Below are 25,083 nucleotides of genomic sequence, written 5' to 3' on the forward strand. Positions count from 1 at the left end.
AGCTGCATATCTTGTAAGGAAAGGAGGAAGGTTGATGAGGAAGCAACGGGAAACTCAATATATTCATGGCAGGGGATCTACTCAGGCATTCTACCGTAGTTTATCTATGCCTATTTTCCAAACGTCCACATTTTCATTTGCCACAGGTGAAGAAGGAGCAAGACGATTTGCTGGTGAAGAGCAGGGTTATATCTATTCCAGGCTTTCCAATCCCACTGTCCAAGCTCTTGAAGACAAAGCGGCGGAAGCGGAAGGAGGAGAAAAGGGGCTAGCTTTTGCTTCAGGAATGTCTGCTGCCTCTGCTGTTCTGACGTCGTTAACCAAAGCCGGAGATCACATTCTCTGTTCAAATGGGATATACGGATGCACTTATGGCTTATTACGCCTATTACAAGAGAAATACAACATTACTCATGATTTTTCAGATATGCGGAGTATTGAGGAAATTGCTGAGAATATTAAGCCTAATACTACCTGTCTCTTTATTGAGACTCCGATCAATCCGACGATGAGAGTCATTGATCTAGAGATGGCAGCGGCATTGGCTCATCAGCATAATATCACTGTAGTCGTTGATAATACGTTTTCTTCCCCCTATCTTCAGCAGCCTTTAAGTTTTGGTTGTGATATAGTGATTCATAGTGCAACCAAATACTTAAATGGTCATGGAGATGTTATTGGAGGAATAGCAGTAGGTCGACAGGATTATATAAATGAACTAGCCGCCACGGTTCGTAAGGATATGGGTGGAACCATGGCGCCGTTTGATGCATGGCTGCTCCTCAGGGGTTTAAAAACACTCCATGTTCGAATGGACCGGCACTGTTATAATGCGGAACAACTGGTAAAACAGTTAAAGCAGCATCCCCATGTAGAGGAAGTATTTTATCCAACCGACTCATCACACCCTGATCACACCATAGCAGCCAAACAAATGAAAAAGGGCGGCGGTGTCATTACCTTTAAGATAAAAGGACATAAAGAAGACGCCATGACAATGATGAATCATTTGAATTTAGTGAAAATTGCTGTTAGTCTTGGAGACGCTGAAACGTTGATTCAGCACCCTGCAACGATGACACATTCTACGATCCCTCAAATTGAACGAGAGAGAATGGGAGTAGATGACGGCATGGTTCGGCTATCAGTTGGCTTAGAAGCCTGGGAAGATATATGGAATGATTTAGAACAGTCGATGGATCGGCTTTAAGAAGGCTGGATGATAACTCCAGCCCTACATATGATAAGGTTTACAGATATCGAATAAGGGAATTTGACTGGTATCAATAACTTTTAATAAATTACCTGCATCGAAAGGAAGAGGATAGTCATGTTAAAGAAGCTGTTTGGAAAAAAGAGTGTAGAAGAAAACATTGTGGCACCAGTAAGTGGTAAGGTTGTTTCTCTTGACGAGGTCCCAGACCCGGTGTTCAGCCAGCGTATGATGGGGGATGGAGTTGCGATTGAGCCTTCTGAGGGAAAAGTAGTAAGTCCTGTGGATGGTGAAGTTGTTCAATTGTTTCCAACAAACCACGCCGTTGGGATCAAAACAAAGTCGGGTATAGAAGTCCTCGTCCATATCGGACTGGAAACCGTAGCAATGGAAGGAGAAGGCTTTGAAGGTCACGTTACTACAGGAGATAAGGTAAAAGCCGGAGACCACCTTATTACCTTTGACACTGATTTAGTAAACGAGAAGGCAAAAAGCACCATCACTCCAATGGTAATTACAAATTATGACGACATTGTAGAGCAATTCAATCCGTCATACGATGATGCAGCAAACGCAGGGGAAACGACAGTCATTTCTCTGCAAACAAAATAATTTCACTAAAAGAGCCTAACGTGAGGATTACGTTAGGTTCTTTTACAACGTACGTGGCTGCTTATCAGCTGCCATTATGACTTTTCCATAGCCAAAGCGCAATCCATAGGCTGAATAAGGAGGTCCCTGTTCGAAAACTGGACAGTTTTTTAACTAAAAGGAGGATGAGCACGTGAATACAAGAGAAGAGGAATTACGAACGGCAGCAACGACTGAAATTGTTAAGCATACAGACAAAGTTCAATCTGATCCATACAGGCTTTCTTTTCACCACATGCCTCCTGTCGGTCTGCTCAACGACCCGAATGGACTCGTTCACTGGAAGGGTGAATACCATGTTTTTTACCAATGGATGCCGTTTAAGACCGGCCACGGGGAGAAGTTTTGGGGACACTACATAAGTGATGATCTGGTTAACTGGAAACATGAGAGAATCGCACTTACGCCGTCGGAATGGTACGACAAAGACGGCTGTTATTCTGGAAGTGCCATCATACACAACGACCAGCTTTACCTTTTTTATACAGGCAATGTCTTTAATGAAGAAGGGGAACAAGAGGAATATCAATGCCTGGCCGTTTCCGAAGATGGTGTTAACTTTGAGAAAAAGGGTCCGGTTATCTATGTTCCCGAAGGGTTTACGAGCAACTTTCGCGACCCTAAAGTGTGGAAGGGCGAGGAGCACTGGTATTTAGTAGTTGGAGCACAGAACAGATACAAGCAAGGCAAAGTACTCCTTTATCGTTCATCCAACCTCCACAAGTGGGAGCTGCTCGGAGCCGTAGCAGGATCGAATGAAAACAGACTAGGGGATTTCGGTTATATGTGGGAGTGTCCGGATTTATTTAACCTTGATGGACAGGATATTTTAGTTGTTTCACCGCAAGGACTGCAGCCGGACGGAATGAAATATAACAATACTTATCAGAGCGGATATTTTGCCGGACGCCTAAGAAGTGAAGAAGCAAGCTTTGAGCATGGTGAATTTCAAGAATTGGATCGTGGTTTTGAATTCTACGCACCCCAGACTTTTTTTGATGGGAAAGGCCGCCGGATCATGTATGGCTGGATGGGTGTGCCTGATCAGAATGAACCTTCTCACCCGACAGTTGCAAATCAGTGGATTCACGCGTTGACTATACCACGCATATTAAGCTGGGACGGGAGCCGTCTCCTTCAGCAGCCCGTTCCGGAGCTTGAAACAATGAGGGAAGCTGTGTTGCTGCATTCAGAGATTATGATTACGAATGACCAGAAGGCCGTTCGCGGAGTGGAAGGCCGACCTGTTGAGCTGCGGATCGAGTTTGAAGCCATTGAGGAGCAATTCGCGCTTGAAATCTTTCATTATGCTTCGCTCAGCTATAAGAAAAGTGATGGGATTCTTACTTTGTCACGTCCCCAGCTTGATGATAAAAGTAAAACCGAATTCCGCAGAACAAAGCTTAAGGAAGAACTAAAAGAACTTAGGATCTTTATTGACCATTCTTCTCTTGAGATCTTTGTGAACAGAGGAAGTGAAGTGTTTACAAGTCGTATTTTTCCACAGCCGGAAGATGATGATATTCTGTTTACTTCACTTGGCAGCTCTGTTTTTTCCGTTGAACAATGGAAGCTGAGCGGGTATCATACTCAGTTCTGATCATTTGTGGTAAGATAGGGTAATCAAAATTGAAGAAGGGGTATAGATGATGAATCATTCAAAGCTTAAAGCTAAGGAGCGAAGAGAACAAATTCTAACTTATTTAAAACAAAGTAAAGACCCGATCAAGGGCCATTCCTTAGCTGAAACTATGAATGTCACCAGGCAAGTCATCGTAGGGGACATTTCACTTCTTAAAGCCAGCGGCGAGCCGATAGTGGCGACAAGCCAGGGTTATGTGTACATGAGTAACGCCAAAAATCAATTTCCCTATGAAGAAGTCATTGTGTGCCAGCATCGGCCGGATCAAGCAGAGGAAGAGTTGAACGTTCTCGTGGATCACGGGGTTCATGTTAAGGATGTTATCGTAGAACACCCTGTGTATGGGGACCTGACAGCGAACCTTGGAATTTCCAATAGGCGGGATGTGACACGGCTTGTGGAACAACTGAGTTCTACAGGAGCCAGTTTCCTTTCCGAGCTGACAGGAGGGGTTCATACGCATACGGTCGCCGCTCATCATCGGGAAGCTTTAGAAGAGGCAAAGCTTGAGCTGGCAAGGAAAGGGATATTGGTGCAGCCTTAGATAGTAAGCAAAGAGGAGGTGGCTGCACCTTCTCTTTTTCCTTATTTTGCACGTATGCTATGATGAGAGAAATAATAGTCGTTAAGAAAAGGAAGGTGATCCCGAGTTGAATATTATTCCTTATGTATTTAGTACGATCATTGTTTTAAACGTACTATTAGCACTCGCGATCATTTTCCTTGAGCGCCGTGATGCAAGTTCTACCTGGGCATGGCTGATGGTTCTTTTATTCATCCCGGTTGTCGGCTTTTTCCTTTATCTGATCTTCGGACGCCGGCTGAGCAATAAAGAAATCTTCATTTGGGATAAGAAGAGCCGGTTAGGCCTGCTTACTGCCGTACAGGATCAGCTTCGGGCCATTAAGGATCGCAGCTTAACAGTTCAGCATGAAGATATTGTTCAATACGAGGATCTTATCTTCATGCATTTAAAAAACAACGATGCGCTTCTCACACAGGATAATGAGGTTGAGGTGTTCACAGATGGTCAGAAAAAGTTTCATGCCTTGCTGGAGGATATAGAAGGGGCAACAGACCATATTCACCTTCTATATTATATTGTACGTGACGATCAGTTAGGGGAACGGCTGGCAGAAGTGCTGATACGTAAAGCAAGAGAAAATGTTGAAGTGAAGCTTTTATATGACGATATGGGCTCCCGGACATTGAGCCGCCGATTTATTAAGAAAATCGAAGCAGCAGGAGGGAAGGTGGAATCCTTTTTCCCTCCGCTTATTCCAAAGCTTAATATGAAAATTAACTATCGTAATCACCGTAAGCTGGCAATTATTGACGGAAAGATTGGATATATTGGCGGGTTTAATATCGGTGATGAGTACCTGGGCTTTAACAAAAGGTTCGGTTATTGGCGTGATACTCACCTGAGAGTAGAGGGAGGAGCGGTTAATAACATGCAGACCCGCTTTATTCTTGATTGGAATCAGGCCTCCCGGGAGGATATTCATTACCATGAACGATATTATAAGGCCGAAGCTCAGGGTGACGTTGCGATGCAGGTGGTTTCAAGCGGACCTGACTCGGAATGGGAGCAAATCAAGCATGGATATATTAAGATGATTCTTTCAGCTAAAGAATATGTTTATATCCAGACCCCGTATTTTATTCCAGATGATAGTTTGCTAGATGCACTGCGTATTGCCGTTCTATCAGGAGTAGACGTACGGATTATGATTCCGAAGATGCCTGATCACCCATTTGTATATTGGGCCACCTTTTCTAACATAGGAGATTTATTAAATGCAGGGGCCACGGTGTATATCTACCAGAAAGGGTTTCTCCATGCCAAGACGATTGTAGTGGACGGAAATATTGCTTCTGTAGGGACGGCAAACATTGATGTGCGTAGTTTCCGGTTGAATTTTGAAGTGAACGCCTTTTTATATCACCCGGATATTGCGCATGAATTAGCCGACCGTTTTCATGAGGATATTATTGATTCAACTGAACTGACATATAAGCTATATAAAAAGCGTTCACTGTGGATCCGCTTTAAAGAAGCAGTAGCCAGACTGCTTTCACCCATATTATAAAAAAGCTGTCTCTAACAAAAGAGACAGCTTTGATGGGAATGAAATCTGTTGTACCGGGTACAGAGAGAAAAAAGAAAAATAGATTTGTGTACCGGGTACACTATAATCAACTATCTGTACCCGGTACACAGAGAAAAAAGAAAAAAAGTGCTCTTTAAAGCCTGGGCTTTAAAAGAGCACTAATAAAAGAGAGGTTATATTAAAAAACTATTGGGAGGAAAGCTTGAGCGAAGCTTCCGTTTGTTCGCCGTTTCGATAAACGGTCACATTAATGGTATCTCCAGGCTCTACATCTCTGTAGAGATACTGGCGAAGGCTCATAAGTGAGTCAACTTCTTCGTCGTCAATTTGGGTAATGACATCGTATTTCTCAAGACCACCTTCTGCTGCTGGAGAGCCTTCTTCCACCCCGCCGACTAGTACACCCTGCTGTACGTCTTCAGGTAAGTTCAATTCCCCTTCCAGAACGGAACTTGGAAGCTGGCTGACGTCCTGTAGCTGTATGCCCATGTAAGGGCGTTCTACTTCTCCAGCTGTCTCGAGGTCATCGATGATAGGTTTGGCTGTATCCATAGGTATGGAGAAACCGATGCCTTCTACTTCTGCTTGGGCAATTTTCATAGAATTAATCCCTATGACTTCACCCTGTAGATTGATCAGCGCACCCCCACTATTGCCGGGATTTATAGCAGCGTCGGTTTGGAGCACTTCAGTTTCCCAGTCTGGCTGCTGGTCCCCGTTAATGTCCACTGGTATGTTACGATTCAGACCGCTGATAATCCCTTGCGTGGCTGATCCGGCGAATTCCATGCCGAGCGGGTTACCTATGGCTATGGCTGTTTGACCAACCTCTACATTTTCGGCTGATCCTAGCTCAGCAACCTCGTCTACATGTTCACCATCTATCTGTAAAACGGCTAGATCTGTTAATGGGTCACTTCCTTTAAGTTCGGCTTCCACTTTTGTACCATCGTGTAATATTACTTCAAGGGAGGAGGCATTTTCAACAACGTGATGGTTTGTTGCAACAAAAGCTTGACCGTCATCCTCTTTGTAGATGACCCCAGATCCAGTGCCGGCTTCTTGGCTGCCTTGTAGGCTCTCCTGACTGTTGCTGATCCCGACAACAGATTCAGAAGCTTTATTGATAGCCTGCGTAACTTCACTTTGGTCTTCACCAAGGTTCAATTCATCAGCTTGTGCAGAGGGTTCGTTTGTCTCAACATTGATAGTAATTCCTTTCCATTGAAACACTGCCGTTATTAAAAACGCAGCCACAATAGCTCCTAAAACGCCATAAGCAAAACCAGACCGTTTACGCTTTCTTCTTAATGACTTTTCTTCTTCATTCATGTGTTCCATGACCCCTTTCTCATAAGCTGATCAATGGCATGATTTCAATGGGCTTTCCTCTGTACAATTCTTATTGTAAGCAGGAGATATGGCATGACTTCGGAGTAATTGTGGAAAAAGTATGTAATGGAGCTCGTTTGGTGTAAAATATGCGAAAATGGTTATAGAATCCTAAATGTAAGGAGGAATTGTATGAACCGAACAATAGGTGTGGTAGAGGATGACCCAAATATTCGTGACATTGTCACTGCTTATTTAAATAAAGAAGGGTATCAGGTAGAAGCTTTAGACACTGCAGAAAAAGCTTGGGAATATTTTCAGCACTCTCCGCCTGATTTATGGGTGCTGGATATCATGCTGCCGGGGATCGACGGTTATGAATTTTGTAAAAGAATTCGGCAGACTTCTGAAGTTCCGATTATAATTATTTCCGCTAAAGACGAGGAAGTAGACAAAATCCTCGGTCTTGAATTAGGCGGTGATGATTATCTAACCAAGCCGTTCAGTCCAAGGGAACTGGTAGCCCGGGTTAAGCGCCAGCTTAAAAGGTGGACAGTCATGAAACCAGAAGCAAAAGAAGAAACGGCTGCTGTTATTGAAGCTGGTCCTTTGGCCTTAAATGAAACGGAGCGGAGTGCATATTTTCGTGGAAAAGAAGTAGAAGTCACGACAAAAGAATACGATTTATTAAAAATCCTTGCTGAGCACGAAAATCGGGCTTACAGCCGGGAAGAGCTGCTTATTAAAGTGTGGGGAGAAGACTATTTTGGCAGTGATCGTGCCGTCGACGATCTCGTAAAAAGAATACGTAAGAAAATGAAAGACTTACCATTAGAAACAGTGTGGGGACATGGTTATCGTCTCCGCAGCAGCCGTGATTCGTCATGAAGCTGCAGTACCAGTTAAATGCAGCTTTTGCTGCCGTGATTCTTATTGTTATGACAATCACGGTTTTCTTTATTTACTCTTTAATCATGGATATGCTGATACAAGACGAGCGAGCTCAGCTTGAGGAACGGGCGGAACTTTTAAAGCAGATTACAGAAGAACAGGATGCTTCTGTGAGGCTGCCGCAGTTGACTCAGCTTGTGCAGGATCAGAATTACCCGCTGCTTCTTTTTGATTTAAACCGGGAAGAAGTATTGTTCAGTACATTGCCGGCAGAAACAGCGGTCGACTGGCTTGATCGGTATGAAGAAGAACTATATGATGAAGAAGTTTGGGAAAGCCAGGGAGAAAGCTACGTCGTGTATAATATCGGGGTAGCCCCAAACAGCTCGCAGCGAATTCTAGTCATGGTCACTCCTCTTGACGACTTACAAATTGTACAAAATGCATTCGCACAGCGTATGATTCGTATTATCATTATCGGGTTGCTGCTTGCTCTGGCAGTAAGTTATTTTATGACCAACCGATTAGTGACCCCTCTTAGTCACTTGCAGAAAGAAGTAAAGAAGATTGAAAAACGTAAATTTAATCAGGTACAGCCTGTGAAATCAAGCGGTGAAATAAAAGAGGTAGAGCGAAGTGTACGTCACATGGCAGAGGAATTGGAACGTTATATCAATTCACAAAAACAATTCTTCCAAAACGCTTCTCATGAATTAAAAACACCCCTCATGTCCATCCAGGGCTATGCAGAAGGAATTCGGGATGGAATTTTCGAAGGAGAAGAGGCCGAACGAGGTTTGGATGTCATGGTAAGTGAGACGGAGCGTCTTAAGAAAATTGTTAATGAGATGATTCTGTTGGCAAAGCTTGACAGTAGTGAAGATGTGTATCAGCCAGAAACCGTGAACGTAGCAGAGGTCGTTATTCAGGCAAAGGATCGGCTTTTTCCATTAGCGAATGAAAAAGGGGTGGACCTGCATTACAGTGGAGAGAATACTTTTTATAGTTTTGTGGATCGAGAACGAATTCTGCAGGCTTTTATTAATATCATAGGAAACGCAGTAAGGCATGCCCACAAAAAAGTACGGATTGATACTCATGTTTCCGGAGAGCGTATCGCTGTTAAAGTTATTGATGATGGAGATGGGATACCAGAAGAGTTGCTGCCACAGTTGTTTCAGAGATTCATTAAAGGCAAACAAGGAGAAACCGGGCTGGGTCTCGCTATTTCACGAGCCATCATTGAACGGAGCGGTGGAACGATTAAGGCTGAGAATAATAATGGAAACGGAGCGACTTTCGAAATCCAATTGAGTAAAAGGTTTGAAGATAGACAATGATGGTATACTAAACAGGGAACGATTCCACAGGAAAGAGAGGAATACAAATGGACGCCAAACCTTGTATTGATTCACTAGCAGTCAAAAATTCACACGTGCTTCCGCCAGATACAAACAGTCATGGAACGTTGTTCGGAGGGAAGTTGATGGCCTATATTGACGATGTTGCGGCAATTGCTTCAGTACGTCACTGCCGCAGACCTGTTGTTACAGCTTCAACAGATTCAGTAGACTTTCTTCACCCTGTATTTGAAGGAGATACAATTTGTTTAGAAGGATTTGTCACCTGGACACATAATACATCCATGGAAGTGTTCGTTAAAGCAGTTACGGAAAACCTGCTGACCGGCGAACGTAAATTATGTACAACTGCTTTTCTATCGATGGTGGCAGTTGATGAAAATAATCAGCCGGTTACCGTACCTAGTGTATACCCTGAATCAGACGAAGAAAAATGGCTGCACGAAGGTGCGCCAAAGCGCCATGAACACCGGAAAGCCAGAAGAAAAGAATCAAAAGAACTGGCTGAAATGTTCGGAACCAATCTCCCCTGGAAGTAAGAGGGGGAGAACTGATAAAGACTTTCCTGCTAACAACCTCCGTGGAAGGCTGGTGCTCAGCTTTCCACGGAGGTTGTGTTCGTTTTTAAGCCTTGGACTTATTCCTTTCTCTAAGACTATATTCCTGTATTTCTGATTAAAGTGTTTTCACCTCGTGGTTTTATTGATAAAGTATTTTTATGTGTGGGAAGTCCGTTTCATTAATGGTAGAAGAGGGAAGTGAAGATTGATTGTCGTTTATTACAATATTTGGAGGTGTAAGGTGTGGAAAGCGTTATTGGTTTTTTAAATGCAATTATTTGGGAGTATGTTCTCGTTATCGTACTGCTTGGTCTTGGGTTATACTTTAGTATAAGGTTGAAGTTTGCTCAGTTTACGTACATACCGGAAATGTTTCGTGTGTTATTTGATAAAAGGGCGGTTTCTGCTAAAGGAAAAAAAGGGACATCCCCGTTTCAGGCGTTTGCGATTAGTACAGCTTCGCGTGTTGGAACAGGAAACTTAGCAGGCGTTGCTGCTGCTATTTCGATAGGGGGACCCGGCGCTATTTTTTGGATGTGGATGGTTGCTGTGTTAGGAGGAGCTTCAAGTTTTATTGAAAGCACCCTGGCTCAGGTATACAAGGTGCCTGAGAAAAATCAGTATCGTGGTGGTCCGGCATATTACATGGAAAAAGGTTTAAAAAACCGCACCCTTGGGATTGTTTTTGCGATTACCATCATATTCACATACGGTCTCGTGTTTAGTTCAGTTCAATCTAACACGATTCGGCTTGCCTTTGAAGAATCCTTTGATATAGGCAGATGGGGCATGGGTATTTTGCTGACCGTCATTGTAGCCCTTGTGATATTCGGTGGTTTAAAACGCATTGCCCAGGTGACACAATTTATTATTCCGATTATGGCCGTTTTTTATATTATTCTAGCGTTGTTCGTCTTTTTCGATAATATTTCTCAAGTACCAGAAATGTTTTCTATGATATTTCAAAGTGCCTTTGGTTTTAGAGAATTTGCAGGAGGAACCTTTGGAGGAATGATTCTAATCGGGATTCAGCGCGGACTGTTTTCAAATGAGGCCGGAATGGGTAGTGCTCCAAACGCGGCTGCCACCTCTGAAGTTACTCACCCTGTAAAGCAGGGGTTGATCCAGACGTTGGGTGTATTTACAGATACACTGCTTATCTGCAGCGCCACAGCCGTGATCATCCTTTTCTCTAATGAATATACAAATACCGAATTGGAAGGGATTCAAATTACCCAATTGGCATTTGAAACCCAGCTGGGGACCTGGGCTGCCATTTTTATTGCAGTAGCGATTTTCCTATTTGCGTTCAGCTCGATTATCGGTAATTATTATTATGGAGAAACGAATCTGGAATTTATTAAACAGAGCTCCGGTAACATTTTAGTGTACAGACTTGCTGTATTAGCAATGGTTCTATTTGGGGCTGTCGCTGAATTTGGTCTCGTCTGGTCACTTGCTGATTTGACGATGGGAATCATGGCTTTAATTAACTTATTCGCGATCTTCATGCTTTCTAAAGTAGCTTATGCGGCGATTAAGGATTACACCCGTCAACGTAAGAATGGAAAAGATCCTGTGTTTTATCAGGATCATCTTCCCGGCGTAGAAGGTATGGAGTACTGGCGCCGTGATCAATCTTCACAAAAAGAATCCTGACTCAAAGAGCTGCGTTGCTCAATCACTGCAACGCAGCTCTTTTTTCTTTTGTTTTAGGCTCAAGAGGCGTCCTTATGATAAAGTAGGAATAGATTGTCATACAAAGGGTGATCAGGATGAGTATTTTATCAGTTGAAAATGTTAGTAAATCTTATGGTGACCAGACGCTGTTTGATCATATATCTTTTACAATATCTAAAGGTCAGAGAATAGGCTTAATTGGAGTAAATGGAACAGGAAAATCAACACTGATGAAAATTATGGCTGATATCGAAACCGGGGATACCGGAAGTAAACAGCATGCAAAAGATTTTTCGCTGGAATATTTACCACAGGAACCTGAACTTGACCCTGAACGAACGGTACTGGAACAAATCTATTATGGCCAGTCTGAGGTTATGGTAACCATTCGATCGTATGAACAAGTGTTGCAGCAGCTGTCTGCTGATCCAGAGAATACGAAACTCCAGGAGAAGCTGCTCAGTTTACAGCAGAAGATGGATGAATGTGAAGCCTGGGAAGCCAATACTACAGCAAAGATGATCTTAACGAAGCTGGGTGTAGAAGCGTTTGATAAAAAGACGGGAGAGTTGTCCGGTGGTCAGAAAAAACGAGTAGCGATTGCGAAAGCACTTATTCAACCGGCTGATCTCCTGCTGCTCGATGAGCCGACCAACCACCTTGATAATGAAACGATTGAGTGGCTGGAAGGGTACTTGGCTCAATTTAGAGGCGCTTTAATGGTGGTCACTCACGATCGGTATTTTCTCAATCGTGTGACGAACCTGATCTTCGAGCTGGATCGCGGTACCCTTTATACGTATGAAGGGAACTATGAAACCTTCCTGGAAAAGAAAGCCGAACGAGAAGAGTGGGAACGCCAGGCGGAGGAGAAGCATCAGAATGCTTTGCGCAGGGAACTGGCCTGGCTGAAGCGTGGAGCTAAGGCAAGAACGACGAAGCAGAAGGCACGCAAGCAGCGAGTGGAAGCGATGCAGGAGCAGAGCTTTGCTACCGAGAAACAGGATGTGGACATGTCGGTTGGGTCCACGCGATTAGGAAAACAGGTACTTGAATTAAAGGATATCACTCACTCTTTTGGAGGCCGGAAGCTGATCGACCAATTCAGTTATTTAGTCGTGCCTCAGGAACGTATCGGAATTATCGGTCCCAATGGGTCAGGTAAAACGACGCTGCTGAATATCATGGCTGGGCGTATTCATCCGGATCAAGGAGAGGTAGCATCGGGGTCCACTGTGAAGATTGGTTATTACACACAGGATCACGAAGAAATTGATGGTTCTCTTAAAGTAATTGAGTATATTAAAGAAGTAGCGGAGGTAATCTCTACGGCAGAAGGGGAAGAGATCACCGCTGAACAAATGCTTGAACGATTTCTTTTCTCTCGTGAAAAACAATGGACGTATATCCGCAGGCTGTCAGGAGGAGAGCGGCGGCGTCTGTATCTGCTGCGTGTGTTGATGAAGGAACCGAACGTCTTGTTTCTCGATGAGCCGACGAATGACTTAGATACTGAAACATTAGGGATTTTGGAGGAGTATTTAGAGCAGTTTCCTGGTGTGGTGATTACCGTTTCCCACGATCGATATTTCTTAGATCGAGTGGTAGATAAACTGCTTGCTTTTGATGGAACCGGGCAGGTTGAACGATATTATGGCAATTATTCGGAGTATCTACAATCTAAGGAGCAGAGTAAAGCGGAAAAGACGGCTGTTGATTCCGCACCGTCTGAACAAGAGAAAACGAGACGAACAAATCGTAAGCGGAAACTCTCTTATAGGGAAAAACAGGAGTGGGAAACGATCGAGGATGAAATTACAGAAATTGAGTCGGCGATCGAAGAAATAGATAATCAAATGCTGGAAGAAGCCACAAACTACAGTAAAGTTGAAGAGCTTTCTCACAAAAAACAGGAGTTAGAAATGAGCCTTGAACAAAAAATGGAGCGGTGGGAAGAGTTATCATTGCTGATCGAATCGATTGAACAGGGTTAAAATAGGAAATCTGAGTTCTTGTACTCAGGTTTCTTTTTTGTATTCGTGGTCAGGGTATGGAATAATTGATAGCGGATACATGCACAAAAACTAAAAAGCAAGGGGAGATCGTTCACATGAAGTTTCCGAGTCAGGAGAAATTAGAAAAATACGCTGAGCTTGCATTAAAGACTGGTGTGAATCTGCAGGATGATCAACGTCTAATGATTAACTCAAATATAGAAGGGGCGCCATTTACAAGAATCGTGGCCAGAAAAGCCTATGAAATGGGTGCGAAAGATGTATACATAGTCTGGGGAGACGACGAGCTGACCAGAATGCGCTATGAGTACGCAGACGTTGAAGTCCTTAAAGAAGTACCTGAGTGGCAGCGTCAAATGTTTGATTATTTCGGTGAAGAAGGAGCGGCAGTACTCTCCATTCGTTCTACAGACCCCGACTTATTAAAAGGAATTGACGCGGGCAAGGTGGCTGCTGCAAACAAGGCACGTGCGGAAGCGATGACAAACTTCCGAAATTATACGATGAATGACAGACTCCAATGGTCGATTGTCAGTATTCCGATTCCGGCCTGGGCACAGAAAATATTCCCGGAGCGTTCTGAAGAAGAAGCTGTCGATCAGCTGTGGGAACAGATTTTCAGCATTGTACGGGTTGACCAGGATGATCCTGTAGCAGCATGGGAACAGCATAATCAAACATTGCAGCAGGCGCGGGAATTTTTGAACCGTAAACAATACCATAAGCTCGTTTATTCAGCTCCAGGCACGGACCTTGAAGTGGAGCTTCCTCAAGGGCATGTATGGAAAGGCGGTTCTGCTAAAACAGAAAAAGATAAAGTTGTCTTCAACCCGAACATGCCTACTGAAGAAGTGTTTACAGCTCCTCATAAATACGGAGTGAACGGCCATGTGGCAAGCACGAAACCGTTAAATTACGGAGGTAACGTAATTGACCGCTTTACGCTTACCTTCGAAAATGGCAAGGTCGTTGACTACAAAGCTGAAGAAGGGGAAGATACGCTAAAGCATTTGCTTGAGACAGATGAAGGTTCTAAACGTCTAGGAGAACTTGCTTTAGTGCCGCATGAATCTCCTATCTCTCAATCGGGTTTAATTTTCTACAATACGCTTTATGATGAGAATGCTTCCTGTCATCTTGCGCTAGGAAAGGCTTATCCAAATAACGTGGAGGGCGGATCAAACATGAATGAAGAACAGCTTGATCAAAGTGGAGTAAATCATAGTTTAAGCCACGTAGACTTTATGATGGGTTCCGCTGAACTTGATATTGATGGAGTCCTTAAAGATGGTACGAGGGAACCGGTAATGAGAAAAGGAAGCTGGGCTTTAAATTTTAATGAATAAAAGGTCATAAGGAATAGACGCCGACTGGGATGACGCCACTGAAGAACTGCACGATTTCAAGTGATGTGTAAAAAATCCCTCCCTTTTATGTATTCTTTTCATTGTCCAAGAAAAAAGAGTGACTTTCTTTTATCCATCAAAGAAAATCACTCTTTTTCGTTTTACCTCTGTTAAGGCCACGATGAGCGTTCGGTGGAGACGCCTGGTCGATTAAAACCGGCCACGTCCTGTGGACAACATCGACACTAGCACGTCTGGTGCGTCGCGGGAACAGCGCGAGCCTCGGCAAGCATCCACCGATAAGCGATTCGAAAGAAGCAACAACAAACTTTAAAAGCTCTTCTAGATTAGAAAGGACTTTTTCAGTGGCCTCACTGGATCGGTGTCTTTTCTTGTTCTAACAGATGAACACAATGCCTGCTTAATGGTGACGTTATTCAATACTTATTTCCCAGGGTTAATAGGAAAGGAAAGGGGTATAGACAGTTATAGTAAATAGTAAGGAGGAAATCTTATGCCTGGCCCAGAGAGTGAGCTTCCGGGATTTCAGTCCAACCCTAATAATTTTGGGAAATGCAGCAGCTGTGGTGTTATATTAAGAACAAAGCAGGAAGGCAAAGTAACGATGTGCAAAGATTGCCAGGAACGCCACAAAGCACGGGAAGACATCGTAGGGAAAAATAAATAAAAACAAAACTTGAAGGAAGACTATAGCTGAGCAAGCGCTATAGTCTTTTTTCTGCATTTTTTTATTTACAGCAGGCTGCTCAGAATGATAGAGTTACATCTTGTGTGAAATTACTAAATAAGGAGATTATAAATGAACAAACAACAATCAGGCCGCATTGACTGGCCTGTCTTTATTATAAGCGGTGGAGCATTAGTGCTATTTGTGCTGTTTGCACTTATTAATATCAATGGAATCGAAACTTTTGTCAGTACCACATTTGAGTGGTCAGCTACTTATTTCGGAACTTTCTGGCAGTTGTTAATGCTTGCTACTTTTTTTGTGGGATTATGGCTTGCGTTTTCAAAATATGGAAAAATTAAAATGGGTGCCTCTGAGAAACCTGAATTAAGTCTGTTTAAATGGCTCTCCATTATTATGGCCACACTACTTGCGGGCGGCGGGGTTTTCTGGGCTGCCGCTGAGCCTATGTATCATTTCCTTACGGTTCCCCCTTATTTATCAGATCTCGGTATCGAGGCGGGAACACAGGAAGCCGTAAATTCAGCTCTGTCTCAAAGCTTTATGCACTGGGGATTTCTAGCCTGGGCCATCTTAGGAACGATTAGTGCAGTTGTTATGATGTATGGGCATTACGAGAAGGGAATGCCGATGAAACCCAGAACGTTGCTTTATCCGATCTTTGGTGAAAAGATTCGAGACAGCTGGTTTGGTACTCTGGTCGACGCATTCTCTATTATTGCTGTAGCTGCAGGTACTATTGGTCCGATTGGATTCTTAGGACTGCAGGCAAGCTATGGATTAGAAAGCATCTTTGGCATACCAGATCAACTAAGCACACAATTTACTATTATTATTGCAGTCGTTCTTATCTCGACGGTTTCCGCAGTTACAGGCTTATATAAAGGAATTCAGCTGTTAAGCAGTTTCAATGTCAGGTTGGCATTAGGATTAATGATCTTCATTCTGCTCTTTGGCCCGGGAGGCTTTATACTAAATCACTTTATTCCATCCTTCGGTCATTATGTCGATCAATTCATTCCTATGAGTACGTTTAGAGGAGATCAAGAGTGGCTTTCTCTGTGGACTGTCTTTTTCTGGGGATGGTTTATTGGTTACGGTCCGATGATGGCGATACTCGTCAGCCGCATTTCCAGAGGGCGTACGATACGTGAAATTATTGTTGCCGTCTCTATTTTTGCACCAATCATTTCGACGTTTTGGTTTACTATCCTCGGGGGCTCGGGAATATTCTTTGAACTTAACAACCCGGGGTCTGTGTCGAATGCATTAAATGAAGCGGGCAATCATGCGGCAATGTTTGCGATCATTGACCAATTCCCTCTGGCTTCTATTATTTCACCTTTATTTTTACTGTTAACTATTTTATTTGTTGTAACTACGAGTGATTCGATGTCTTACACCATCGCGATGGCTGTAATGGGAGAAGGGAACCCGAAAAGCTGGCTGCGAATCTTTTGGTCGGTTATTATGGGGGCTATTGCAGCGATTCTTTTAATTACCGGCGACAGTGGGATTACGCAGCTGCAGAATTTCATTGTTGTTACGGCCGTGCCTGTATCTCTTATTCTTCTGCCTGTTGTGTGGCTCGCTCCACGAGTTGCTAAGCAAATGGCTGCTGAGCAAAATGTAAAAAGTAAAAAATCATAATGGGTGACAAAAATAAATAAAGCATAAAATAATCCGAACGATTTTTGTGAAAATCAGTTCGGATTATTTATGTGCCAAAATATATTTTGCTTTTTCGTGGGCACAACCTCAGCTTCTTTGAAAAAACAAAGAGCGCTTTTCTGCAGGAACTTCGGCACAGTAGTCTGCGTTTTTTGCTATCCTTGCTTTACTTAGCTTCTTATTTATGGCGGAGAATGGCACGCACAGGGCTGCCGTCTGCTTCCTCCATTTTCAGAGGAAAGGCCATAAGCTCATAAATTCCTGGAGCGACGTGACTAAGCTCTAAGCCTTCTAAAATAAGAATATCTTCTTTTTTTAATGATTGATGAGCGGGAAGATCCTTACTTGTTTCCGGATCCACGGAAGGAGTATCGATGCCGATCAAGTCGATGCCATTCTTCTTTAAGAAAGGAGCAACATCTTCAGCGATCACCGTGTACTCACCAGGGAAAGAGGAGCGGTCTTCCCAGCTTAATGAACGGAATAACACTTTATTTACCGCCTCGAACTGGAATGGCTCAAGGTCGCTCGCCTCGATTTTACTTTTTCCCTCCATATTTACAACAAGTGCATCTCCGATAAATCGTTCAATCGGTAACTCACCTATCGTTTCCCCGTCATTGTCGTAGTGAAAGGGAGCATCCACATGTGTTCCTGTATGGTTGCTGGATTGAAACTGCCCGACATTAACAGACCCTGTATTTTCCATCTCCCACGTGAGTTTATAATGAAAAGCTTGATCTCCAGGCCATGCCGGAGTTCTTGCATTTAGAGACATTGATATATCTATCAGCTTCATGGATATCCTCCTTAGGCAATCGTTCCTCGATGATTAGAGAATTGCTGGTGTTTATTATTTTCCATAATATCCTTTAACTTCAATACCACATCATACGTGTCTTCAAACGAAACATAGAGGGCAATCGGAGCAAGCCGGATTACGTTTGGAGCTCGGAAATCAGGGATCACTCTTTCGTTTTTTAAGGCCTTGCATATGCTTGCGGCTTGAGGGTGGGTCACACTGACATGTCCGCCGCGTCGTTCCTCTGCTTCAGGTGTAGCTATACGAAAGTCATAAGGTACTAAGTGTTCTTTAATTAGGTCCATAAGCAGCCTGGTCAGCTTGAGAGATTTAGTTCGAAGTGATTCAATCCCTGCCTCATGAAAAATTTCTAACGAGCCTAGCAGCGGAGCAGAGCTTAAGATATGAGGAGTGCCGATTTGAAAAGCACCCGCCGTTTCTGCAGGGGTAAGGTCATGGTCCATATCAAACTGTTTCTCTTTACTGGAACTGAACCAGCCGGCGAGTCCCGGCTTACGGCCCAGATGCTTTTCATGAACAAACAGACCACCCACTCCTCCCGGGCCGCTGTTTAAGTATTTATACGTACACCACACGGCAAAATCAACTTCCCATTCATGGAGCTTGTGAGGGAGGGCCCCAATTGAATGGGCTAAATCAAAACCGACAATAATATTGCGTTCATGGGCAGCCTGGGTAATCTTTTTTATGTCCAGCAGCTGGCCGCTGCGATAAAGAACAGAAGGAAGTAATAGTAAAGCTACTTCGTCACTCATCGCTTCGATGATATCTTCTTCTTTCAATGTATAGCCATCACTGCTTTGTACCTGGATGAGATCCTCCTCGGGGGTATAACCGTGCAGCTCAAGCTGGCTTTTTAAGGCGTAGATGTCAGAAGGGAAGTTTAAGGAATCGGCCAGGATTTTCTTTCGGTTTCCTGTTGGCTGATAGAACGTCGCCAACAGCTGATGAATGTTTGTTGAAATGGAACCGGTACTAATGACTTCTTCAGGTTTTGCTCCTACCAATGGGGAGGTTAGTTCTCCAATTTTTTCTGACATATAGTACCAGGGCTGCTGTCCTTCTGTCCATCCATCAATGGCATGTAGTTTCCAATCATTCAAGGAAGTGAGCAGGGTGTTCTCAGCACGCCTGCTGAGCAGACCCAGTGAGTTGCCGTCCATATAGTATGTATCCGGACTGGTGTAAAATTCATGTTTAAAGCGGCTTAGATTATCCAGTTGATCAAGTTTTTGTACATCTTCACGTTTCATTCAATCGCCTCCTGATTATAAGTATATAAGTTTTCCCGTAATAAATAAAAAAACGAGCCTGTCCATTAGACTCGTTAATTCATATATCCATGTTTGACCAGTACAGCTTTGATCATCCGGTAAGAATATTCCTCCGGCAGGTTTTCCTTTAAGGGTTTAAGCTTTTTCTCATCCAGCTTACTGTGAGCCATCAATACTGCTTCTTCTTGTCCATCGGAGAACCATTCTTCCCAATCCACGTCGGCGCCTTCCTTCATGCAGCGAAATAAGTGATTCTCTATCGTTTGTTCACTCATGCCGCGTTGTTCGGCAATTTCTTCAATGGTCAGGTTTTGCTCCTGCCACATTTTGAAGGAAGCTGTATGGCTCGCCCCTTCTTCCGTTTGCCGAGTCTGCTTTTTCATGAATCCACCTTGTTTAGGAAGAGGTGGTCGTTCATCCGCTGTTTCTGCCCAGTCAGCTAGTATATTAAGGAAAGCTTCTCCATACTGAGAGAATTTTTGTTCCCCGACTCCTTTAATGCGCAGCATCTCTTCACGGTTTTTCGGCAGATAAACTGTAAGTTCCTTAAGGGTGGCGTCTGAGAAGATGACGTATGGGGGAAGTCCTGCTTCATCTGCAATTGACTTACGCAATGAACGCAGCACTTCGAACTTTTCTATGTCATAGTTTGTTTCAGTATCGGATGTAGTAGATTCCACCAGCATAGTAACAGACTGCTCTCCTTTCAGCACGCTGACGGCTGATTCGGTTAGGCCAAGTGTTGGGTATCTTCCTTGCCCGGGAGTGAGAAGCCCCTCTGAAATAAGAAAATTAATAAACTGGGTTAATGCTTTTTCCGTATACTCTGGTAAGATCCCAAAGGTAGAGAGATTGTGAAACTTAAACTGTTTAACCTTCTGGTCAGAGGACCCTTTTAATACTTTTGCAGTTAAGCCTGCTCCAAACCGTTCTCCCATACGTTTTACACAGGAGAGTACCATTTGAGCTTCACGCGTCATATCTTTTTCCTCACCTTCGTGAAGACAGTTGGAACACTTCTCACAAGGCTTATGGTGGTTCGGATCATCGAAGTAATCGAGAATGTACTGTTGAAGGCACATGTGGGTATGGCAATAATTAACCATAGACTGCAGCTTCCCAAACTCATCCCGCTTCTTGTCTTCTTCCATCATCGACTGATCAATTAGGAAACGCTGTAAATGAATATCCTGACCGGAATAGAGTAAGACACAATCCCCGGGTTCTCCATCGCGACCCGCACGACCGGCCTCCTGATAATAAGATTCAATATTCATAGGCATCGAATAATGAATGACATAGCGAACATTTGATTTATCAATTCCCATTCCAAAGGCGTTCGTAGCTACAATGGTAGTGATTTCATCCTGTACAAAATCGCTCTGCACTTGCTTTCGCTGCTGTTCGGACATTCCAGCATGATATTTTCCGATAGAATACCCTTTCTTTTCAAGAAAGTTCTGCAGATGATCGGCGTCTTTACGAGTAGCTGTATAAATAATTCCTGCTTCAGATGACCGCTGCTCTAAATATTCGAGAAGGAAATCACGCTTGTCTCTTCCTTTAATCACTCGAAAAGAAAGGTTATCACGAGCAAAGCCGGTATTGATTACAGCTTCATCATTTACGCGGATTAATTGTTTGATATCACGTATCACTTCTTGAGTTGCGGTAGCTGTAAGCCCCATAACGACAGGGAGATTCGGTATTTGGTCAAGCGTTTGAACAATCGATCGATAGCTCGGTCTGAAGTCATGTCCCCATTGTGAAATACAGTGGGCTTCATCAAAGGCGACTAAAGACAGCTTGACTTGTTTAATGGCTGCAAGGAAAGAAGAAGAATCAAATCGTTCTGGTGCGGCATACACAAATTTGTAGCGTCCTTCTTTGATGTTGTTCATTCGTTCACGCTGTTCCTCAAAAGAGAGAGAACTGTTGATGTAAGTAGCTGGAATCCCATAGGAAGTTAAAGCGTCTACTTGATCTTTCATTAAGGAAATCAGCGGCGATATAATGACAGCAGTACCATCTAACGTCATGCCCGGGATTTGATAACATAATGACTTTCCTCCGCCCGTCGGCATTACAGCTAATGTGTTTTGCTGATGTAACACGGCTTCAATGGCTTCTTTCTGACCTGTGCGAAAAGAAGTAAATCCGTAATATTCTTCCAATAAACGTTGTGCTTTTTCTATCATGTTTCGATCATCCTTTTTCAATGCTTTACCTATCTTAACATGTTTTAAATCAATGGATAGGGGAAAAATGTTAAGAGATTTACTACAGAGGAGTGTGGCGATTGAAAGCTATAGTTATAGAGCAATATGGAGGTAAGGAACAACTTGTAGAAAAAGAAGTTTCGACTCCTGAAATAAAAAGTAATCAAGTCCTGGTAGAGCTTCATGCAACTTCTATTAACCCCATTGATTGGAAGCTTAGAGAAGGTTATTTAAAAGACATGCTTGATTTTGACTTCCCGATAATACTTGGCTGGGATGCCGCCGGCGTTGTTAAAGAAACAGGCTCAGACGTCCAAAAATTTAAAGTGGGGGATCGTGTATTTGCCCGCCCCGAACTATCCAGGCTGGGAACGTATGCGGAGTATACAGCTATCGATGAGCATGTGCTTTCTCACCTTCCGGATGAAATATCCTATGAACAGGCGGCGGCTGTTCCTCTGGCTGGTTTAACAGCGAGACAGTGCTTAGTCGATTTCGCAGAGATCAAGGAAGGAGATAAAGTGCTGGTTCATGCAGGCTCAGGAGGGGTCGGTCATTATGCCATACAAATTGCGAAATCATTTGGAGCATACGTAGCAGCAACAGCAAGCATCAAAAACAAAGAGTGGGTGGAGCAATTAGGAGTAGACCGTTTTATTAATTATCAGGAAGAGGATTTCTCTGAAGTGCTGGAAGATTTTGATATCGTCTTAGATACGTTAGGAGGAGAAATCCAGGAGAAAAGCTTTGGCGTGCTGAAAAAAGGGGGCCGTTTAGCTTCTATTGTCCAGGCTCCTGATGAAAAAATGGCAGAAGAATATGGGGTGAAAGCTGGGTTTGAATGGCTTGAACCTGATGGTGAGAAGCTCGCCCAATTAGCCAATTTAATGATAGAAGGGAAGATGATCTCTAAAGTGGGCCATCGTTTTCCTTTAACAGAGGAAGGGTTAAGAGAGGCTCATCAGCTGAGTGAATCTCACCATGCGACAGGTAAGATTGTTATAACTATACCATAATAATGTAAGATCCGGACCATTACGGTTCGGATTTTTTATTGAGTAAGAAATTTATTAAAAAGTTTTTTGACTATTCGCCCGATTTATAGGGTATAGTTTTCTACATAAGGTACGCATGGGGAGGCGTAATAATTGTTGAAAAATTATCAGTCGGGTACTTTTTTTGATGAAATGATGGACCAAGCAGGGAATCCTAAGCCGCATTATGATTCTTTTTATCAGCTGATTGAGCAATTGTCTGATAAGGAACTTAAGGAAAAACACGAAACTGCTCAACTAAGCTTTTTAAGACAAGGAATTACCTTTACGGTGTATAATGATGCAGGCGGTACGGAGCGAACGATGCCGTTTGATTTCGTGCCCATTATTATTACGAGTAAGCAATGGCTGAACATTGAAAGAGGGATGAAGCAGCGGATGGAGGCTCTTAACCGCTTTCTGGATGATGTGTATCATGACCAGGAAATAGTGAAGGACGGAATTATTCCAGCAGAGCTGATTACTGAGAATCCGCACTATTATCATAAACAGGTTTCAGGTTTAGAGATCCCGCTGCGAAACCATATTTTCCTCGCCGGGATTGATTTGATTCGGGACGAGCATGGAGAATATCGTGTACTTGAGGATAACTTGAGAAATCCTTCAGGTATGTCCTATGTTTTTCAGAACCGTTATGTGATGAGGCAGGTATACCCTGAGTTATTTTTTCAGCATTCGATTCGAACGTTAGAGCACCAATTTAAAGATCTGCATGGAGCTCTAATCAGTCACGTACCTGCTAAGCGCCAGGGCCAGCCATGTGCGGTGCTGCTTACACCCGGGATGTACAACTCTGCTTATTATGACCATGTCTTCTTAGCACAGCAGATGGGTATTCAGTTAGTGGAAGGACGTGACTTGGTTGTTAAAGACGACATTGTATATATGAAAACGATTCGTGGTTTAAAGCAAGTCGACATCATTTATCGGAGAATCGATGATGAATTCTTAGATCCTGAAGCATTCCGTCCCGACTCTGTGTTAGGGGTGAACGGGCTGCTGCGAGCCTATAGAAAAGGGAATGTAGCTATATTAAACGGCATCGGAAACGGTGTTGCTGATGATAAAGCAATGTATGCCTATGTCCCTGATATGATCCGGTATTACTTAGGAGAAGAGCCGATTATTAAAAATGTAGATACTTATTTCTTAAGAGACCCGGAACAATTAGATTATGTACTGGACCACTTAGAAGAGCTAGTCGTTAAAAATGTCGGCGCTTCCGGAGGCTATGATATGCTGATCGGTCCCCATTCCACGGAAGAGGAACGCAGCGTTTTTCGTAGAAAAATTATTGAAACACCAGGCCAGTATATAGCTCAGCCTACAATTAAGCTTTCCAGAGCCCCGGCTTATCAAAAGGGCGAGTTTTATCCATGTCACGTGGATTTAAGAGTCTTTGTTATGAATGGGATAGAACCCCATGTGCTCCCGGGAGGACTGTCGCGTGTCGCATTAAAAAAAGGATCGCTGGTAGTTAATTCCTCGCAAGGCGGCGGTGGAAAAGACACATGGGTATTAGCAGAAGGAGGAATGAATCATGCTTAGCCGTGTAGCTGATTCACTATACTGGATGGCTCGCAATATTGAACGTGCGGAGAACAATGCCAGAATACTAAGTACCCAGCTCATCCAGATGCTGGAGACCTCAGATCAAGATGTCATGCATCGAGACTGGGAAGAAATTTTAGAAATATGCGCTTCGAAAGAAGAATATTATGAAAGGTATGCAAGGTTAAATCGTGATACAGTAATTCATCATATTACGTGGAGCCCTGCAAATATTAATTCTTTGCAAAACAATATCGTCTTTGCACGGGAAAACGCTAAAGCAACTCGTGATCATATCCCTGACGAGCTTTGGCAGCTTATTAACCAATTTTATTTAGATAAGCAGGCGGAACAGGACCAGCCTATGACCCCACAAACCACTCAGGAGCAGCTAAAAGACATTATACTTATGTCCATGACTGCTCAGGGGATAATTGAATCCACTATGACAAGGGGGATTCCATACACTTTTATTAAAGTCGGAAAATGGATTGAACGTGCTGAGAAGACAGCACGCTTGTTAAATGTGATCTGTGAGAAAACCTTAAAAGAAAAGTATAATACGGCATCTGAGAATTATTATTACTGGCTGACCGCTTTGCAAATTGTAAACGGATATGACTCCTATATTAAAGAGAATCCGCCTACAATGAATCCAAAGGATGTGCTTACATTTTTAATTGAAAACAAGGATTTCCCACGTTCGATTCGTTATTGTGTGGATCATATCCTTCAGGCTGTTCATAATCTAGAATCAGGAAGGATTTCTCATTATTCGGAGGAATTGTTTCAAATATTAGCAGGGATACAGGAAGAAATCGGCAGGACCGATATTGCCAATATGGGTATGGAAGAACTAATGAACTTCCTTGATAACTTCCAGGATAACTGCCATAGGATAAGCCGTGTGTTTTCACAGACTTATTATTTAGTGGAGCCTGTACACTCCAGTCATTGAAAGGGTAAGAAGGAGAGA

Annotated in this window: 20 protein-coding genes; 16 read left to right on the top strand and 4 right to left on the bottom strand. The window is 43.3% G+C overall.

From position 1 onward, the window contains the following. The first annotated feature begins 34 nt into the window (after window positions 1-34). The 5 genes from megL (at window position 35) to cls (ending at window position 5,599) form a co-directional block, all read left to right on the top strand. Window positions 35-1,210 (top strand): methionine gamma-lyase, encoded by a 1,176-nt coding sequence (gene megL, locus C1A12_RS02540; protein ID WP_101842278.1) that lies wholly within the window; start codon window positions 35-37, stop codon window positions 1,208-1,210. A gap of 120 nt (window positions 1,211-1,330) precedes the next feature. Continuing rightward, on the top strand, window positions 1,331-1,825 hold the full coding sequence (locus C1A12_RS02545) for a PTS glucose transporter subunit IIA (protein ID WP_101842279.1): 495 nt from the start codon (window positions 1,331-1,333) through the stop codon (window positions 1,823-1,825). Window positions 1,826-1,997: 172 nt separating this feature from the next. Continuing rightward, window positions 1,998-3,464 carry a sucrose-6-phosphate hydrolase gene (locus tag C1A12_RS02550; protein ID WP_101842280.1) on the top strand — a complete coding sequence of 489 codons (1,467 nt, stop codon included), beginning with the start codon at window positions 1,998-2,000 and terminating at the stop codon, window positions 3,462-3,464. A gap of 46 nt (window positions 3,465-3,510) precedes the next feature. After that, complete coding sequence (locus C1A12_RS02555; RefSeq protein WP_306416992.1) at window positions 3,511-4,050, top strand: transcription repressor NadR; 540 nt, start codon at window positions 3,511-3,513, stop codon at window positions 4,048-4,050. A 106-nt stretch (window positions 4,051-4,156) separates the two neighbouring features. Next, window positions 4,157-5,599 (top strand): cardiolipin synthase, encoded by a 1,443-nt coding sequence (gene cls / locus C1A12_RS02560; RefSeq protein WP_101842282.1) that lies wholly within the window; start codon window positions 4,157-4,159, stop codon window positions 5,597-5,599. A 207-nt stretch (window positions 5,600-5,806) separates the two neighbouring features. Here cls and C1A12_RS02565 read toward each other — a convergent pair whose 3' ends face one another. Then, window positions 5,807-6,961 carry a S1C family serine protease gene (locus C1A12_RS02565; RefSeq protein ID WP_235001512.1) on the bottom strand — a complete coding sequence of 385 codons (1,155 nt, stop codon included), beginning with the start codon at window positions 6,959-6,961 and terminating at the stop codon, window positions 5,807-5,809. Between the two features lie 183 nt (window positions 6,962-7,144). Here C1A12_RS02565 and C1A12_RS02570 point away from each other — a divergent pair, with 183 nt between their 5' ends. The 8 genes from C1A12_RS02570 to C1A12_RS02600 all read left to right on the top strand — a co-directional run bounded on the left by C1A12_RS02570 (window position 7,145) and on the right by C1A12_RS02600 (window position 17,164). Beyond that, window positions 7,145-7,840 carry a response regulator transcription factor gene (locus tag C1A12_RS02570; protein ID WP_101842284.1) on the top strand — a complete coding sequence of 232 codons (696 nt, stop codon included), beginning with the start codon at window positions 7,145-7,147 and terminating at the stop codon, window positions 7,838-7,840. Beyond that, on the top strand, window positions 7,837-9,183 hold the full coding sequence (locus C1A12_RS02575; RefSeq protein WP_101842285.1) for a cell wall metabolism sensor histidine kinase WalK: 1,347 nt from the start codon (window positions 7,837-7,839) through the stop codon (window positions 9,181-9,183). Before C1A12_RS02570 ends, C1A12_RS02575 begins: the two co-directional genes overlap by 4 nt. A gap of 47 nt (window positions 9,184-9,230) precedes the next feature. Further along, complete coding sequence (locus C1A12_RS02580) at window positions 9,231-9,743, top strand: acyl-CoA thioesterase (protein WP_101842286.1); 513 nt, start codon at window positions 9,231-9,233, stop codon at window positions 9,741-9,743. 264 nt (window positions 9,744-10,007) lie between these two features. Next, window positions 10,008-11,423: a sodium:alanine symporter family protein gene (locus C1A12_RS02585; RefSeq protein WP_101842287.1), complete on the top strand. Its 1,416-nt coding sequence runs from the start codon at window positions 10,008-10,010 to the stop codon at window positions 11,421-11,423. A gap of 116 nt (window positions 11,424-11,539) precedes the next feature. Beyond that, window positions 11,540-13,438 (top strand): ABC-F family ATP-binding cassette domain-containing protein, encoded by a 1,899-nt coding sequence (locus C1A12_RS02590; RefSeq protein ID WP_101842288.1) that lies wholly within the window; start codon window positions 11,540-11,542, stop codon window positions 13,436-13,438. A 116-nt stretch (window positions 13,439-13,554) separates the two neighbouring features. Continuing rightward, on the top strand, window positions 13,555-14,805 hold the full coding sequence (locus tag C1A12_RS02595) for an aminopeptidase (protein WP_101842289.1): 1,251 nt from the start codon (window positions 13,555-13,557) through the stop codon (window positions 14,803-14,805). 514 nt (window positions 14,806-15,319) lie between these two features. Beyond that, the gene (locus C1A12_RS21190; protein WP_200816539.1) at window positions 15,320-15,493 is read left to right on the top strand and encodes a hypothetical protein; all 174 of its coding nucleotides are present in this window, start codon (window positions 15,320-15,322) and stop codon (window positions 15,491-15,493) included. Between the two features lie 132 nt (window positions 15,494-15,625). Then, window positions 15,626-17,164: a BCCT family transporter gene (locus C1A12_RS02600; protein WP_101842290.1), complete on the top strand. Its 1,539-nt coding sequence runs from the start codon at window positions 15,626-15,628 to the stop codon at window positions 17,162-17,164. 199 nt (window positions 17,165-17,363) lie between these two features. On the opposite strand, the gene kynB is transcribed toward C1A12_RS02600, so the two are convergent. The 3 genes from kynB to recQ form a co-directional block, all read right to left on the bottom strand. Beyond that, window positions 17,364-17,984 carry an arylformamidase gene (gene kynB, locus C1A12_RS02605; RefSeq protein WP_101842291.1) on the bottom strand — a complete coding sequence of 207 codons (621 nt, stop codon included), beginning with the start codon at window positions 17,982-17,984 and terminating at the stop codon, window positions 17,364-17,366. An 11-nt stretch (window positions 17,985-17,995) separates the two neighbouring features. Further along, window positions 17,996-19,261, bottom strand: a complete 1,266-nt coding sequence (gene kynU, locus C1A12_RS02610; protein WP_101842292.1) for a kynureninase — start codon at window positions 19,259-19,261, stop codon at window positions 17,996-17,998. A gap of 74 nt (window positions 19,262-19,335) precedes the next feature. After that, entirely contained in the window at window positions 19,336-21,480 is a 2,145-nt protein-coding gene (gene recQ, locus C1A12_RS02615) for a DNA helicase RecQ (protein ID WP_101842293.1), read from the bottom strand. 101 nt (window positions 21,481-21,581) lie between these two features. On the opposite strand from recQ, the gene C1A12_RS02620 reads away from it, so the two are divergent. The 3 genes from C1A12_RS02620 to C1A12_RS02630 all read left to right on the top strand — a co-directional run bounded on the left by C1A12_RS02620 (window position 21,582) and on the right by C1A12_RS02630 (window position 25,065). Beyond that, window positions 21,582-22,517, top strand: a complete 936-nt coding sequence (locus tag C1A12_RS02620; RefSeq protein WP_101842294.1) for an NADP-dependent oxidoreductase — start codon at window positions 21,582-21,584, stop codon at window positions 22,515-22,517. 132 nt (window positions 22,518-22,649) lie between these two features. Beyond that, a complete protein-coding gene (locus C1A12_RS02625; RefSeq protein ID WP_200816540.1) occupies window positions 22,650-24,104 on the top strand; it encodes a circularly permuted type 2 ATP-grasp protein in 1,455 nt (484 codons plus the stop codon). Further along, entirely contained in the window at window positions 24,097-25,065 is a 969-nt protein-coding gene (locus tag C1A12_RS02630) for an alpha-E domain-containing protein (protein ID WP_101842295.1), read from the top strand. Before C1A12_RS02625 ends, C1A12_RS02630 begins: the two co-directional genes overlap by 8 nt. Window positions 25,066-25,083: the final 18 nt, after the last annotated feature.

Source organism: Halobacillus sp. Marseille-P3879 (genome assembly GCF_900240285.1).
GTDB lineage: Bacteria > Bacillota > Bacilli > Bacillales > Halobacillaceae > Halobacillus_A.